At 64.7% G+C, this 15258-nt stretch carries 16 protein-coding genes and 1 pseudogene; 15 read left to right on the top strand and 2 right to left on the bottom strand.

The window, feature by feature from the left end; genetic code table 11:
- Nucleotides 1-51: 51 nt before the first annotated feature.
- Nucleotides 52-597, bottom strand: a complete 546-nt coding sequence (locus tag ACIPUB_RS19400; protein WP_407608879.1) for a YceI family protein — start codon at nucleotides 595-597, stop codon at nucleotides 52-54.
- 490 nt (nucleotides 598-1087) lie between these two features.
- Between ACIPUB_RS19400 and ACIPUB_RS19395 the strand changes: the two genes are divergently transcribed.
- The 3 genes from ACIPUB_RS19395 (at nucleotide 1088) to ACIPUB_RS19385 (ending at nucleotide 4447) form a co-directional block, all read left to right on the top strand.
- Nucleotides 1088-1363, top strand: a complete 276-nt coding sequence (locus ACIPUB_RS19395; protein WP_407608878.1) for a hypothetical protein — start codon at nucleotides 1088-1090, stop codon at nucleotides 1361-1363.
- Between the two features lie 164 nt (nucleotides 1364-1527).
- Nucleotides 1528-2625 carry a pyridoxal-phosphate-dependent aminotransferase family protein gene (locus ACIPUB_RS19390; RefSeq protein WP_407608877.1) on the top strand — a complete coding sequence of 366 codons (1098 nt, stop codon included), beginning with the start codon at nucleotides 1528-1530 and terminating at the stop codon, nucleotides 2623-2625.
- Nucleotides 2626-2992: 367 nt separating this feature from the next.
- Nucleotides 2993-4447 (top strand): APC family permease, encoded by a 1455-nt coding sequence (locus ACIPUB_RS19385; protein ID WP_407608876.1) that lies wholly within the window; start codon nucleotides 2993-2995, stop codon nucleotides 4445-4447.
- A 71-nt stretch (nucleotides 4448-4518) separates the two neighbouring features.
- Here ACIPUB_RS19385 and ACIPUB_RS19380 read toward each other — a convergent pair whose 3' ends face one another.
- Nucleotides 4519-5808 carry a benzoate/H(+) symporter BenE family transporter gene (locus tag ACIPUB_RS19380; protein ID WP_407608875.1) on the bottom strand — a complete coding sequence of 430 codons (1290 nt, stop codon included), beginning with the start codon at nucleotides 5806-5808 and terminating at the stop codon, nucleotides 4519-4521.
- 167 nt (nucleotides 5809-5975) lie between these two features.
- Between ACIPUB_RS19380 and ACIPUB_RS19375 the strand changes: the two genes are divergently transcribed.
- The 12 genes and pseudogenes from ACIPUB_RS19375 to ACIPUB_RS19320 all read left to right on the top strand — a co-directional run.
- Entirely contained in the window at nucleotides 5976-6749 is a 774-nt protein-coding gene (locus tag ACIPUB_RS19375; RefSeq protein WP_407608874.1) for an SDR family oxidoreductase, read from the top strand.
- Between the two features lie 53 nt (nucleotides 6750-6802).
- Nucleotides 6803-7720: a helix-turn-helix transcriptional regulator gene (locus ACIPUB_RS19370; RefSeq protein ID WP_407608873.1), complete on the top strand. Its 918-nt coding sequence runs from the start codon at nucleotides 6803-6805 to the stop codon at nucleotides 7718-7720.
- A gap of 211 nt (nucleotides 7721-7931) precedes the next feature.
- Nucleotides 7932-8282 (top strand): helix-turn-helix transcriptional regulator, encoded by a 351-nt coding sequence (locus tag ACIPUB_RS19365; protein ID WP_264269616.1) that lies wholly within the window; start codon nucleotides 7932-7934, stop codon nucleotides 8280-8282.
- Complete coding sequence (locus tag ACIPUB_RS19360) at nucleotides 8279-8776, top strand: SRPBCC domain-containing protein (protein ID WP_407608872.1); 498 nt, start codon at nucleotides 8279-8281, stop codon at nucleotides 8774-8776. The genes ACIPUB_RS19365 and ACIPUB_RS19360 overlap by 4 nt, the downstream gene beginning before the upstream one ends.
- A gap of 157 nt (nucleotides 8777-8933) precedes the next feature.
- Nucleotides 8934-9410, top strand: a complete 477-nt coding sequence (locus ACIPUB_RS19355) for a DUF2975 domain-containing protein (RefSeq protein ID WP_407608871.1) — start codon at nucleotides 8934-8936, stop codon at nucleotides 9408-9410.
- The gene (locus ACIPUB_RS19350; RefSeq protein WP_407608870.1) at nucleotides 9410-9640 is read left to right on the top strand and encodes a helix-turn-helix domain-containing protein; all 231 of its coding nucleotides are present in this window, start codon (nucleotides 9410-9412) and stop codon (nucleotides 9638-9640) included. Before ACIPUB_RS19355 ends, ACIPUB_RS19350 begins: the two co-directional genes overlap by 1 nt.
- Nucleotides 9641-9741: 101 nt before the next feature.
- The gene (locus ACIPUB_RS19345) at nucleotides 9742-10932 is read left to right on the top strand and encodes a LolA family protein (protein WP_407608869.1); all 1191 of its coding nucleotides are present in this window, start codon (nucleotides 9742-9744) and stop codon (nucleotides 10930-10932) included.
- Nucleotides 10929-11900 carry an ATP-binding cassette domain-containing protein gene (locus ACIPUB_RS19340; RefSeq protein WP_407608868.1) on the top strand — a complete coding sequence of 324 codons (972 nt, stop codon included), beginning with the start codon at nucleotides 10929-10931 and terminating at the stop codon, nucleotides 11898-11900. Before ACIPUB_RS19345 ends, ACIPUB_RS19340 begins: the two co-directional genes overlap by 4 nt.
- A complete protein-coding gene (locus tag ACIPUB_RS19335; protein WP_264269610.1) occupies nucleotides 11890-12705 on the top strand; it encodes an ABC transporter permease in 816 nt (271 codons plus the stop codon). Before ACIPUB_RS19340 ends, ACIPUB_RS19335 begins: the two co-directional genes overlap by 11 nt.
- A 38-nt stretch (nucleotides 12706-12743) precedes the next feature.
- On the top strand, nucleotides 12744-13679 hold the full coding sequence (locus ACIPUB_RS19330; RefSeq protein ID WP_407608867.1) for a hypothetical protein: 936 nt from the start codon (nucleotides 12744-12746) through the stop codon (nucleotides 13677-13679).
- A gap of 227 nt (nucleotides 13680-13906) precedes the next feature.
- Nucleotides 13907-14740, top strand: a complete 834-nt coding sequence (locus tag ACIPUB_RS19325; RefSeq protein WP_407608866.1) for an excalibur calcium-binding domain-containing protein — start codon at nucleotides 13907-13909, stop codon at nucleotides 14738-14740.
- Nucleotides 14741-14828: 88 nt separating this feature from the next.
- Nucleotides 14829-15258 (top strand): annotated as a pseudogene (locus ACIPUB_RS19320) (deoxyribonuclease); the annotation flags it as partial.

The raw sequence follows: 15258 nt of genomic DNA, 5'->3' as shown, positions 1-15258 counted from the left end.
CCCCCCCCCCCCCCCCCCCCCCCCCCCCCCCCCGACTGGGGCCGAAGGGGCCTAGTTCTGTCCCGCGAGCACGAATGCGGAGTCGATGTTAATGGTGACCTTGTCGCCAACCAGTACGCCGCCGGCTTCGAGGGCAGCATTCCAGGTGATGCCGAATTCCTTGCGGGAAATCTGCGTGGTGGCCGAGAATCCGGCGCGGGTGGCACCGAACGGATCAACCGCAACGCCGCCAAATTCGACCTTGAAGGTCACCGGCTTGGTGGTGTCCTTGATCGTCAATTCACCCAGGAGCTCGAACTCTTCCGGGGAGCCTGCAACGCCGGTGGACACGAAGGTCATTTCCGGGAACTGCTCAACGTTGAAGAAGTCCGCGCCCTTGACGTGGGCATCGCGGTTGTTGTCGTTCGAGTCGAAGGACTCGGTCTTGACGATCGCCTCGACCTTTGAGGTGGAAACCGATTCGCCTACGGTCAGGGTGCCGGTGACCTCAGTGAATGCGCCGCGGACCTTGGAGATGCCCGCGTGGCGGACGGTGAAGCCAACTTCGCTGTGCGAAGCGTCGAGGGTCCAGGTGCCGGGGGTGATTTCAATGCTCATGGGGGGAACTCCTTAGTGTTGGAAGCCGGTCGGTTCAACCGGTTTGCATGCTTATGCATATAAATATGCCACAACTATATTGACGTGTCAACTACTTTTTCTTGAGCTGCAACACTTCTTAACCTGCCATCGATTCCCCCCGGCTTTGCGGAGTTGCCATTAATGCCGGGTGAACATTTGGTGGGGGTAATGACTACTGCCGGCCGATGCGTGACGGCGGAAGGCTGGTCGGCAGGCCCGGGCCATCCGCCGGACTCCCCGAAGCGACACCGGAATAGCGCGGGAGTTTCTGTAGTGACCACGGTCGATTCGACGTCCCGCCCCAGGATTTCGTGTCGTGGGCATGGCGCCCGCCCATGTTGCGTGGAGTTTCGCGCCCGCGCTTCGCGATTCTGCTTCGCCTCCACGCGGAGGCTAGGCTGGCCATGAGAAGCAAGTGGTGATACGCGTCACGAAGATGTGGGGGCGGAGACCAAGTGAAAGGCAGGATATGAACGACGTTATCGCAGAGGCACTGAACGTACTCAGTAATACGGATCCCGAAGACGCGAGCCCAGATGCCCGCGGACGCCGGGCACATGCTCGGGTCCTGGCCATGATCGAGGTGGCACGCGAGAGCCGCAAGAGCCGCAGGGAACAGCGGATCGCGAACTTGTTGCTACTGGCGCAGCTGGACAAGAAGGACTCATCCGAGGCATTGCGGGAAGCCCGTCGGTTGATGTCGATTGACGACGATTCGACGGACAGGGCACTAAAGGCAGCGTAATTGCGCTGACTTGGGCGGGTTCTCCCTGCGGACTGGTGCCCGAGCAGAAGCGAAGCATCCTGAACTCGCCTCCGTGCCGGGTGCCTGGCATGACTTCATGAAACTGCGCGGGGCATAGGCTGGCTCTCCGCTCGCCAGATTTTGCAATGAGAAAGAGAGATCACATGACACAGATCGTTCCGGTTCGCCACCTCTTTGGCCCCGGCCCATGCAACCCGTATCCCGAAGCCACCGCTGCACTTGGACTGCCGCTGTTGGGTCATCTTGATCCGTTGTTCATTGCCCGGATGGATCGCACAGCCGAGGGGCTGCGCACCCTGTGGGGAACCAAGAACACGCGCACGCTGCCATTGAGCGCGACCGGTTCGGCAGGAATGGAAGCTGCCTTCGTCAACACGGTGAAAGCAGGGGACGTGGCGGTCGTCGCGGTCAACGGCCTCTTTGGCGAACGCATGTGCGAGGTCGCCTCGCGTGCCGGGGCCGAAGTGGTGCGCGTGGACCATGAATATGGAACACCGGTCGACGCCCAGCGCGTGGCCGACGCTCACCCGAACCCCACGGTCATTGCCGCAGTGCACGCCGAAACCAGTACCGGCGTCGTTTCCGACATCGCGGCACTCGGTGCCATCAAGAAGGACGCGTTGCTGATCGTTGATGCCGTCACCTCGATCGGCGGCATGCCGGTGCTCGCCGATGAATGGGGGATCGATGTTGGTTACGCCGGAACGCAAAAGTGCATCGGCGTGGCCCCTGGTCTCGCACCGTTCACGATCTCTGACCGCGCCTTCGAGCGCCGCGTTGAAAAGCCGCAATCCTGGTACCTGGATCTTGGTCTGCTTGGCGGATATACCACCGGGGGCTCCGGTGGCGGACGCACCTACCACCACACCGCGCCGGTGGGAATGGTGGCATCGCTGGAGGCGGGCATCGACCGCATTCTGGCCGAAGGGCTGGACGCTGTCACCGTGCGCCACCAGGCTGCCGGAAAGGCGCTGCAGGACGGCCTGGAGGAGATGGGCCTGACGCTGTTCGCCGCAGAAGGACACCGCCTGCCCCAGCTGACCACGGTGTACGTTCCCGAGGGAGTGGATTCGGCCAAGGTCCGCGCTTACCTGCTGGATCGCTTCAACATCGAGATCGGCGGGGGCGTGGGCAAGTACGCCAGCACCGTGTGGCGCATCGGGCTGATGGGCCCGAATGCGAACCCGACCTCGGTTGCGCTGATTCTCTCGGCGCTGAAGGAAGCCATCGCCAAGGCCTAACGACCCCACGCGAAGCCGGTCAAGACCGGCGGAACCGCCCGCTCCGCCGATACGGAGCGGGCCGTTCTGTCTCCGGCAACCGTCAGGCCCGCCCTGCGCTTTCGAGGATTCGGTCGCGCCCCGGCGCGGATGGGAGTAACGTCGCGCCGTCATGGTTCCGAGGTCGCGGGCAACTTCGTGTCGAAAAACGACACCCCGTGCTTGCCTGAAGACGCTTCGTGACGGCCCGCAGCGTCCCGCGGCATCGAGACTGCGTCATTGTTGGACTTTGGAGGAAATAAGCGGACTTGTGGTCGCCCGGAGCCGCAGGGCGATCCTAGCGTGGTTCCGATTCCCAATTCGTGAACGTCCGTTCGGAGAACACAACATGTCCCAGCAACAGATTCTCGTTTCCCCGCCGGCGCCCGCTTCTGGCACCGATACGGCGCCCCCGAGGACGCGGTTGCGCGGAAACCTCGGCGTTGCCTCCATCGTTTTCATCGTGGTTGCCGCTGCCTCGCCGCTGGGCGTCATCGGTGGCCCGGTTCCACTGGGAATCGCCTTCGGCAACGGTGCGGGCTTCCCGTTCTCATTTGTCATCGCCACCGTCGTGCTGCTGCTCTTTTCCGTGGGGTTCACCCAGATGACCCGCCACGTGCCAACCGCCGGTGCCTTTTATTCATACGTCAGCAAGGGCCTGGGTCGCGGGTTCGGCCTGGGTGCGGCTTTCGTTGCGCTGCTGGCCTACTTGGCACTCGAGGCAGGGGTTTTCGGGCTCTTCGGCCCCGGGCTGGCCGAACTCGTGCAATCTTACGGTGGGCCCGACCTGCCGTGGTGGGTGTGGGCGGCGGTTGGCTTCGTCGCCGTGACGGCGCTGGGCTACAGGAACATCGCGCTCTCCGGGAAGCTCTTGGCGGTGTTGCTCATTGCGGAGGTTGCCATCGTGCTCGTGCTTGACGCGGTCGTCATCTTCTCCGGAGGCGGCCCGGAAGGCTTTGCCACCGGCATCGTCACGCCTTCCGAAATCGTCTCGGGTGCACCTGGCATGGGAATCCTTTTCGCAATACTCAGCTTCGTCGGCTTCGAGGCCACTGCGGTCTTCCGCGACGAGGCCAAGGATCCGGATAGGACCATTCCCCGGGCTACCTACATTTCGCTGATTTCCATCGGCGTCTTCTATACGGTCTCCAGCTGGGTGTTGATCAGCGCCAACGGCGAGAGCGGCATTGTCGCCAACGCCACGGACAATCCCGGCACGATTTTGCAGACCACCACCCAGGCCTACCTGGGTGCGGCCGGCGGCCACATCGTCCAGCTGCTGTTTGTGACCAGCCTGTTTGCCTGCATCCTCTCCTTCCACAACATTGCCTCTCGGTACCTGTTCCAGCTCGGTGCCCGCGGCGTGCTGTCCGCGCGTCTGGGAACCGCCCATCCGGTCCTGGGGGCTCCCTCAGCCGCCTCGGTGGCTGCCTCGGCAGCCGTGGCCGTGCTCATTGTCGCCGCGGCGGTGTTGCGGTTGGATCCGATCGGCCAGTTCTACACATGGCTTGGCGGAATTTCCTCGGTGGGGATCGTCCTGCTGCTGACGCTGACCTCGATTGCCGTCCTGGTCTTTTTTGCGCGGCGGGAACGCGGCGGCTCGCTGTGGTCCCGCCGCGTCGCCCCCGCGCTGGGGCTGGCAGGACTTCTGGCCTTCTTCGCCATCATCCTGCTGAACCTGCCGGCTTTGGTCGGCGAGAGCAGCTATGGGCCGTTCTCCTTCGGCGTGCTGGTTCTTCTGGCTGCAGCGCTGGCTGCGGGTCCCGGTGTTGCCCTGCGTCGACGGACCGTCGTTCTGGACTGAATCCTCCGCTCGCGGTCAACGCCGCTTCATGCGCGGCCGGTGGAAGCGGGGGCCGCGGCGACGGGCCGGCCTCAAGGGGCCTGCACGGAGGCGGCATGGTCGGGGCGCTCCAACAGGCGGGACACGGCGTAGCCGATGACGATGCCCCAGAACGCTGCGTGGATGTTGAACAGGTCCAGGCCCGAGATCGTGACGACGAAGGTCACCAGTGCACCGAGGGTGAACTTTGTGGAGAATGCGCTGACGAAGGCCTGCTGGAGGGCCTTGAGCATGGCAATGCCGCCCAGGGCCAGGACGAAGGCTTCCGGGGTGGCGAGCATGTAACGGGTCAGGGTCGGGGCCAGCAGTGCACAGAGAAGTGACAACAGGCCGTAAACCACGGCGCCGGTGTACTGCCGGTGCTTTTCGCCCGAAGAAGTCAGCAGGGCGTTGGTTGGACCGGTCACGCAGGCGGAGACGGCGCCGAACCCGGCGTTAAGCAAGGAGAAGGCGCCGGAGGCGATGGCGAAGGCATTGACCGGCGGGCGGTGGCCCGCCGCACGCAGCACAACCACGCCCTGACCGTTCTGGACGATCAGCACGGTGATCGCCAGCGGCACCACCAGTTCAAGTTGCGAGGCCCAGGTGAAAACAGGTGCGGTGAACACCGGGGTGGCGAAGATCGGCCCGGCCGCGGAGTTCAGGGCAAACTGCCCGCTGGCCGCCACCGCGATGATGCCGACCACCAGGGTGCCCAACACCGGCGGGAGGTACCTGCCCAGGACGGGCACTGCGGACAGGACGAGGAACGCGAGCACCATGGGCCCGGCCACCACCGGGTTGGCCTGGGAAGAAGCGACGATGTCGGTGCCGAAGCGCAGGAACACCGCCGCCACCATGGCCATGACGATGGGCATGGGAATGGCGGCCATGATGCGCCGCACCAGGCCGGTGGACCCCAACGCCAGGATAAGCAGGCCGGAGACGAAGAAGGTCCCCACCACTTCCGGGAACGAGAGATGCGCCAGGGACGGGCCCAACAGCACGGTTCCGGGGATTGACCAGGCAAATCCGAGTGGCTGGCGATAGACCATGGACATCACCAGCGTTGCCAGGCCCGCGGAGAGGAAGATGCCGAAGACCCAGGATGCCAATTCAGCCTGGCTTAGGCCACCGGCGGCACCCACGGCAAGGGTTACCGCGATGGGCCCGGACGCGGAGAAAACCAGCCCGATCACCCCGTTGCTCGCATAGTGCGGGGCGATGTCGCGCAAGAAATCGCGCACCCCGGCGGGCCGGAGCGCTGGGCGTTCGAACAACGGCGAACGGCCGGGAGCCATGGCAGGGTCCAATGTGCTCTTCTCGGGGATCGGGCTGGGCATGGTTGCTCCTGGCTTGACGACGATGATGCTCCTACAAGTCCATCACGCCGGCCGGCGCATGGGGGCCACGGGCGGGGCCCAGCTGATCCTGGGTATGGCATACCCCGGATAAAGTGGGCCCGGCTGGAGCCCCTGGCCTGGTGCCGGTGGCTGGTGGAATGGAACCCATGAACACCATAGCGAATCAGTCCACCAAGTTCACCGGCCGCCGTCGTGCCGTCGTCACCGGCGCGAGCTCCGGCATCGGTGCAGCCACCGCCCGCCACCTGGTTGCCGCCGGGTTCTCGGTGCTGGCCGTCGCCCGGCGCCGGGACCGCCTCGAGGCGCTGGCCGCGGAGATCGGCTGCGACGTGTTGGCCGCCGACATTACTTCCGATGACGACGTGGCGCGCATCGTGGAGGCCGCCGGCGAAGTCCAGGTGCTGGTCAACAACGCCGGCGGTGCGCGCGGCACCGAGACCGTCGCCGACGCGGACCTGGAAAAGTGGTCCTGGATGTACGAGGTCAACGTGCTGGGCACCCTCAGGCTGACCAAGGCGCTGTTGCCCGCCCTGCGTGCCTCGGGGCGTGGCGACATCGTGGTTGTATCCTCGGTGGCGGGCCAGGGCACATATGAGGGCGGCGGCGGTTACGCCGCGGCGAAGCACGCGGAGCGGGTCATTGCCCAGACCCTGCGGCTGGAACTGAACGGCGAACCGATCCGCGTCATCGAGATCGTGCCGGGATTGGTGCACACCGAGGAGTTCTCCCTTCGCCGTCTGGGCGGGAACCAGGCTGCGGCCGATGCCGTCTATGCCGGGGTTTCCGAGCCGCTCTCGGCCGACGACGTCGCCGAATGCATCGCCTGGACCCTGAATCGACCCCACCACGTGAACATCGATGAACTGGTGGTCAAGCCGTTGGCCCAGGCGGCAATCCACAAGATGCACCGCACGCCGTAATGCCCCGCATCCTTGGAAGTGGGATCATGGACAGAGGCGAAAGGAGCCCGGAGATGACAGCTGGCACCGAGCTTGGTGAGTTCCTCAAGGTCCGCCGCGCGTTGGTTTCCCCTGTCGGTGACGGGGGACCGAGGAGACGCGTGCCAGGACTGCGGCGGGAGGAAATCGCCGCCCTGGCCAAGGTCAGCACCGACTACTACACCCGTCTGGAACAGGGTCGGCACAAGCGTCCGTCCGAAGCCGTGTTGGATGCCTTGGCCCATGCGCTGCAGCTCGATGACCTGGCCACCCGGCACCTGTTCGACCTTGCCCGTGCTGTGGCCGGCCCGCGCCGTACCGAACCCGAGAGCACCGTCCAGCAGGTGCGCCCTTCCCTGCACTTGTTGCTGGCCTCCTTCACCGAGCACCCGGCATTCATCCGCGGGCGACGCACGGAGGTGCTGGCCATGAATCCGTTGGCCGCCTTTCTCCTGGCGGACTTTCCCGCAAAGCCGGTACGCCAACGCAGCCTGATCCGTTGGGCCTTCCTGGACGAGGAAGCCAGGACCCGCTACGTGGACTGGGAGAAGACCGCCTCCTCGATGGTGGGTACGTTGCGCCTGGATGCCGGCCGCCACCCGGACGATCCGCTCCTGGCCCAGCTCGTTGGGGAGCTGGCAATGAACAGCGCCGAGTTCCGCACATGGTGGGCCGACCATCGCGTGGTCGAGCGCCGTGACGGGATCAAGCGGCTCGACCACCCGCTGGTGGGCCGCCTCGACATCCGTTACGAGGCCCTGACGGTCACCGGGGAGCCGGACCAGACGATGTTCATCTACACCACGGATCCCGGTTCCGAATCAGAGTCCAAGCTGCGCACCCTCGCCAGCTGGGTGTACGGCGACACCACGGCACGAGACCTTCCCGAAACCGCCGCGGAACACCCGGGCACGGGGGATCCCCAGCCGAAGGACGATCCGGGCGCGCGCTGATTTTCAGTGGCGGAGGGTTCGGTGCATCCGGTTGGCGCACCTGCGGTCCAGAGTCCCGAACATCGTGGCGTCGATGCCGGGCGGCAGCGTCGACGTTGACCGGTCGTTGGATTACGTCGACGCGGGCCGTCGGTGCTTCCAAGCCCCGGAGCCCAAATAGACCCCAGCTACCCCTTGTGCCGGACCTTGCGACGCGCTAATGTACAACCAAATGGTTGTACATGTATTGAGTGAACTCGAGATCGACCGCATCTTCCAAGCCATGGCAGATGCAACCCGGCGCGACATCATCAAGCAGGCGATGCTCCGGGAGCAGTCGGTCTCCGATTTGGCGAAGCGCTATGACATGAGCTTCGCAGCCGTGCAGAAGCACGTGGCGGTGCTCGAGAAAGCATCGTTGATCACCAAAGAGCGACGCGGAAGGGAGCAGATTGTGCACGGGAACCTGGAATCCTTGCGCCGTGCAGCCCGGCTGCTGGAAGCCTACGAGGGCATTTGGCGGCAACGCGTCGGCATGATCGGAGACATTCTCTCCGGCGAACATGAAGGAGCAAAACCATGAGCGTCATCAGCGTTCAAACCGACCCGGAAAACCTCACACTCACGCTCGTTGCCGAATTCGAGGCAAAGAAGGAACGCGTCTGGCAGGTCTGGGAAGATCCCCGGCAGCTCGAACGGTGGTGGGGGCCGCCGACGTGGCCCGCAACCTTTGTTCGGCATGAGTTTTCCGAAGGCGGGGAATGTAGGTACTACATGAGTGGACCGGACGGCGAAAAGGCCCGTGGCTGGTGGAAGATCTTGTCGGTGGATGCGCCGAACGGCTTTGAATTCCAGGACGGGTTCGCCGGGGACGACGGCGAGCCAAGCGGCTTTCTCGGCACCACGCGTTGCGTGGTCAGCCTGGAGGAGCAAGACGGGAAAACCAGGATGACCTCGGTGTCCTCATTTGAAAGCGCCGAGCAACTCGAGGAAATGACCAAGATGGGCATGGACGAGGGCATGCGCGAGGCGGCAGGACAGATCGACGCGATCCTTGCCGAGACTCCTGTCAGGTAGTCGTTTTCGCGTGGTATTGCAGGGGATGAAGGAGGGCGGACCGCTTTGGTTCGCCCTCCGTTTCATGCCCGACGAGGTCCTCTGTGCGCATGGCAGTATTGCTCGACTTATCGTATAACGATAGATTAGAGTCGTTACTCGATATTAGGAGACCCCAATGGGAAACATTACTGTCCTAGCGTTGCGCATTGTCCTTGCGCTGGGTCTTGCCGGATCGTTGTTCGTGCAGGCAGTGATGGTCCCGTTGCTGGCCATCGACCTGAATGAGGCGGGCCCCGAGGTCATTGCCGTGCGGACCCCCGTGATCGTGATCGTGTTGCTGGGCATCGTCACCGTCCAGGTTTCCATGGTCTGCGTGTGGCGGTTGTTGAGCATGGTGCGCAGGGGAACGGTTTTCTCCCGCGGCGCCTTCCGCTACGTGGACATCGTGATTGGCGCCGTCGCGGCGGCAGCCTTGCTCACCTTCGCCATGGCCGTGGTGCTGGCCCCAGGTGAGGCCGTCGCCCCGGGAATTGTCCTGCTGCTCTGCGGCGGGGCACTGCTGGTCGGCGGGGTGGCGCTCATCGTCATTGTGCTGCGCATGCTGCTGGCCCAGGCGCTGGGAATGCGCGCCGAACTCGACGAGGTTATTTGATGCCGATCATCGTGGATATCGACATCATGCTTGCCAGGCGCAAGATGCAGGTTGGAGTGCTCGCCGAACGCATCGGCATCACCCCGGCCAATCTGGCCGTTCTCAAGAACGGACGGGCCAAGGCAGTTCGCTTCGCGACGCTTGAGGCATTGTGCGACGTGCTCGAATGCCAACCCGGGGACTTGCTGCGGTGGGAACCCGGACCGGAAGCCGATGCCTCGGAAGCCTGACGGTTCCTACCGGCCGTCCGGAGCCCCCTGCTTGGCATCGCCAACGCCGCTGCAGCGGCGTACGGTGGAGGTACCAAGATGCTTGATGGGGATTGATGGCCGTGAAACCCGCTGTACTCAAGAAATGGATACCCGCCGCGCTGGCGCCCGCCGTCATTGCCGCCTTCGCGGTGGGAGCCTCGATCTCCGCGAACGCCCAGGTGCAGCTCGAAGCCAAGACGCCGCAACAGATCCTGCAGATGATCGCGGGATCCCATGTCACCGACTTCTCCGGCACCGCCCGCACGACGCTCGACCTGGGGATCCCGCAGCTGCCGGATGCGGGAAGCCCCGGCATGGCGCGGCCGGGTCCCTCGGAGGCCGGGGTCGGTTCTCCTTCCTCGGATGATCCCGAATCCACCGGCGCCGACATGCTTGGCATGCTCTCGGCGCTCTCGGGAACCCACGAGGCAAGGGTTTACGTGGACGGACCGGACAAGGCGCGGATCCAGGTCATGGAAGAGATGAACGAGCAGAACGTCATCCTAAATGGTTCCTCGCTGTGGCACTACGACTCGGCCGAGAACACCGCGGTCCATGTGACGCTTCCCGAAACCCACCGCCAAGCCGGCCCGCCACGGCATACGATGCAGCCGCCAACTCCCGCGGTGGTCGCCGACCATTTCCTCGATGCAATGGGGCCAAACACCGACATCAGCGTGCAGGACGACACTCGCGTGGCCGGCCGGGACGCCTACATTCTTGAATTGGACCCGCGCAGCGACGACTCGCTGATAGCAAAGGTGAGCATCGGCGTCGACGCCGCCACCGGGGCACCACTGGAGGTCGTCGTGGATGCGGTCGGGCAGGAAGATCCGGCCATAGCCGTCGGATTCACCACATTCGCCCCGGAGACACCTGCAGCCGATCTCTTTGAATTCACTCCACCGCCGGGGGCGGAGGTGCGCGAACAGCAAATCCCGAAGGATCATCTTGGCCACAAGAACTCCAAGCGGTTCCCGGACCACAAACCCGGTGCCAAGGACGAAACCGTCGAACCAGATGCCAAGGACCTCGCCGATCCCTCCGACGCGATCAACGGCACCGGCTGGGACACCGTCGTGGTGGTTCCCGCCAGCCAGGTCCCCGAGGACCTGGCTGCGAACGAACTGCTGAACCAGCTGGCCACCCCGGTCGAAGGCGGAAGACTGCTGCACACCTCGCTGCTCAATGTCTTGGTCACCGATGACGGGCGCATGGTCTTCGGCGCCGTGACGGTGGCCAGGCTACAGGCCGCGGCCAACGACCGGTGACCGGGGTGCCGGAGCCCGAGGACCTGGCCATCCGCACGACGGGGCTGGGCAAGAGCTTTGGAAAACGCCGCGCGGTCAATGACCTGGACCTTGCCGTGCCGCGGGGTTCGATCTTCGGATTCCTGGGACCAAATGGCTCGGGCAAGACCACCACCATCCGGATGCTGTTGGGCCTGGCAACCCCCGATGCCGGCAGCATCTCGCTACTCGCCGAACCCATGCCCGCTGCGGCAGCCCGGGTGCTGCCGCGGGTGGGTTCCCTGATCGAAGGTCCCGCGTTCTATCCGTTCCTCTCCGGTCGGGCCAACCTCGTTCGGCTTGATTCCGCTGACCGCACCTCCGACGCGTCCACCCGCCATCGCCGCGTGGACGCAGCCCTGGATAAGGTCGGGTTGGGCAAGGCCGCACGGCTGGCAGTGCACGCCTACTCGCTGGGCATGAAGCAGCGCCTGGGAATTGCCCATGCGCTGATGGCCGAACGCGAGTTGCTGGTGCTCGACGAACCGACCAACGGGCTGGACCCGCAGGGAACCCGCGAGGTCAGACACCTGATCCGGGTGCTCGCCACGGAGGGGACCACGGTCTTTGTTTCCAGCCACCTGCTCAGTGAGATCGAACAGACGTGCAGCCACGTGGCGGTGATGAGCAACGGAAACCTGGTGGCCCAAGGCACGCTGGAGGAATTGCGGGCCGATGGGAGGCCCTTGCTCTCCCTGCGCACCCCGGACACCGGAGTTGCCCTGGCGGTGCTGGAACGGCTGGGCCTCGACGCGCGTGTCGACCCGGTGCCCGCCGGCGACGACGGGGTCCTTGATGCGGTGCTCGGCTCCGAGGCGCCCGAGCCCGAAAGGCTAGTGGAGGAACTGGTCGCCGCAGGCGTGCGCGTGCGCGGCTTCACGGTTCAGGCGGCCAGCCTCGAAGAGAGATTCGTGGCACTGACGGGGGAGGGGTTCGACCTTGTCCAGTAGCGGATTGCTGGCCAACGAGGTGGCGTTGCTTTTTCGGCGCCGCCGCACCTGGGCGATGCTCCTGGCGCTGGGCGCGGTGCCGGTGCTCATTGCCGTCGCGGTGCGCCTGACGTCGGGCCCGCCCAGCGGGCGGGGGCCGGCGTTCCTTGACCGCGTGGCGGGAAACGGCTTGTTTGTTGCAATCACCGGCTTGCTGGTGTGCATCCCGCTGTTCCTGCCGCTGACTGTCGCGGTGGTTTCCGGGGACACCATCGCCGGCGAAGCCGGGACCGGGACGCTGCGCTACCTGCTTACCGCACCCGCCTCCCGCCCGCGCCTACTGCTGGTCAAGTTCATCGTGGCGGCGCTCTTCTGCCTGGCCGCGGCGGCCATGGTGGCAGTGTGCGGACTAGGCATCGGTGCGCTGCTCTTCCCCACGGGGCCGGTGACGCTGCTGTCGGGAACCACCATTTCCGCACCCGCAGCAGTGTTGCGTGTGGGTTTGGTGGCGCTCTACGTGGCGGTGTCGCTGCTGGGGCTCACCATGCTGGGCCTGTTCATCTCCACGCTGACCGACGTGCCCGTTGGCGCCATGGCCGCCATCGCCGTACTGGCCGTGACCGCGCAGATCCTGGGCCAGCTACCGCAACTGGATTGGCTGCATCCATGGCTATTCACCCATCATTGGCTGGGCTTTGCCGATCTGCTGCGCGACCCAATCCGCTGGAGTGAATTCGGGCAGAACGCGCTGCTGCAGGGAGGGTACCTGCTGGTGTTCGGCGCTCTGGCCTATGGCAGATTCGCCAGCAAGGATGTTCTCTCTTGACCCTGGAACCATGCTCCGCGGAGGGCAACAATGGGGGGATGGACATTGTGGCTTGGTTGCTCGACTCCGACCCCTCTCTCCGCTGGCAGGTGATGCGCGATCTGCTCGACGCCCCCGAAACCGAGGTGGCCAAGGAACGATCCCGAGTAACCGTTGAGGGTTTCGGGGCCCAGCTGCTGGCGTTGCAGGATGCCCGCGGATACTGGAACAACGACGAATACGGCGAGGACCACAGCCGGAAGTCCGTGTTCTGGTCGCTGGCGCTGCTGCGCCGGCTCGGTGCCGAACCGAAGGATCCGCCCGTGCGCGCGGCGGTGGACAGGGTGCGCGAATCGGTGACCTGGAAGTACTGGGAGAACCTGCCCTACTTCCATGGAGAGGTCGAACCCTGCATCAATGGCGGTGTCCTTTCCCAAGGTGCCTACTTCGGACAGCTCGGCGAGGGCAGCGAGCGGATCATCTCGCGGCTGCTCACCGAACAACTGCCCGACGGCGGCTGGAACTGTGAGGCCCCCGATTCATCCAAGGTCTCTTCCTTCGACACCACCCTCGGCGTGCTCGAGGGACTTCTCGAACACGAGCGCGCCGTGGGGGAGGCGCCAGCGGTGCTCGCCGACGCCCGGTCCCGTGGCGAGGAATACCTGCTGAAGCGCTCGGGGTTCAAGCGGCTGAGCACCGGGGAAGTGGCCGAAGGCCGCTACCTGAACTTCTCCTTCCCGCCGTATTGGTTTTACGACGTGCTGCGTTCCTTGGACTACTTCCGGGCAGCGGGAAGCTCGTTTGATCCGCGGTTGGACCCGGCGGTTGAGGCGCTGATCGACAAACGCGGCGAGGACGGTCGCTGGTCTGCCGGGGTTACCTGGCCCGGGGAAACCTATCTGGACGTCGATGCACCGGAGGGTGAGCCGAGCCGCTGGAACACCCTGCGCGCGCTGCGGGTGCTGCGCTGGGCCGGGGTGGGGTCGGCCGCCTGACTTCCCGGGGGACCCCACCCCCCCCGTGGATCCGACAAGGAATACGTTGCGTGCCGGACGGCTCGACTTAAGGGGTCACATTCGATTTTTGCACGTGCGCATACTTCGCTGTCATCCCGAGTTTTCACGTTCGCCGTTGCCATGCAACAAAGTAAGAAATGACTAGTCGTCACGGTGTTGGCTATGGTTTGATCCGTTGATCGAAATATTTGATGACTTGGGGAATTATGAGCACGGACAAGGGTTTCTTTTGCATGCGGCGGCGCGTCATGAGTTTGGAAGGGCCGCCGAGGGGGCTCGCGACGCGTGATGCCAGGGACGGCAACAGTAAACGAATGTCGCGGGGCATCGTTGGAAAGGGCATCGCCGGTGTCGTACTTGCCCTCACGCTGGTCGGTTGCTCGACGGCCACGGCCGACGCCGGAAACGGGGATACGCTGCTCGAGGAAGCCGCGGTGGCCGAGACCCTCCCGGCTGATCTCGCGAGCTACGTCGGCCAGTCCTGCGAATTCGATTATCAGGTCATGACCCAGGGCACCGCGAACAACTACTGCGACGCGGATTCAACAGGTGCTCTGGTCTGGGTCGACCAGGATGCCCACGATCGGGCCGAGGCCGATCTGGCATCGGCCCGCGAAGCCGAAGCCCGGAAGGTTGCCGAAGCGAAGAAGAAAGCGGACGAAGCCGCTGCCGCCACAGCGAAGGCAGCGGCCGACGCCAAGAAGAAGGAAGCGGCAGCCACTGAGAAGGCAGCGGCCGACGCCAAGAAGAAGGCAGCGGCGGCGAAGGCGGAGGCAACGGCCAAGGCAAAGGCCGCCCGGAAGGCAGCGGATGCGCAAGCGGCCAAGGTCCGTGAACAAGAAGCGAAATCCGCCCTTGCCGCAGAAAAGGCTCGCGAGAAGAAAGAGTCTGCCAAGCCCAAGGCTCCAAAGGTCACCGCCAACACCTATTACAAGAACTGCACAGCGGTAAGAAACGCTGGAGCAGACCCGATCTACAAGGGCGATCCCGGCTACAGCAGAAAACTTGATAGGGACGGCGACGGTGTCGCCTGTGAATGACGGCGATCGTGCGGGCTCGGGTGGAGCCTGGGCGCGGACGGAGCCCAATCCCGGTAAGAGGCCAGGCACTGCAGGCCTGCTTTCTGCCATGGTGCTTGTTCTCGGCCTGGTCCTGACATCCTGCGCTGGTTCCGACGCGTCCGCCGTTGCCGCTCCGGTCATCTGGTCGGAAGCTCCTGTCGATGAACCCCTGGTGGTTTGGTCGGAGGCACCGGCGCCAGCGCCAACAGTTTCCGAACACGTGCCCGAACCCGAGGTGGCGGCAACGCCCGCTCCGACCGTACCGTCGAATTCTGCGGCAGTCAGATCGAAGGCAGCTTCCGCGCCCTCGATCACGGAAAACGCCTCGAAGGCCGAGGCAAGCACAACGTTGCATCAGCTTGCAGGCATCCCCATCAAGGGCAGGGCTCCAAAGACGGGCTACGAACGTAGCCTCTTCGGCAGCGGCTGGAAGGACCCTGACCGAAACGGCTGCGATGCCCGCAACGACATGTTGCGTCGGGACCTGACCGGCATCG

Origin of the sequence: Paeniglutamicibacter sp. ORCA_105, from assembly GCF_045798545.1 — a bacterium.
Taxonomy (GTDB): Bacteria; Actinomycetota; Actinomycetes; order Actinomycetales; family Micrococcaceae; genus Paeniglutamicibacter; species Paeniglutamicibacter sulfureus.
The sequence above is the reverse complement of the archived record's forward strand: the minus strand, read 5'-3'. Positions and strand labels throughout refer to the sequence as shown.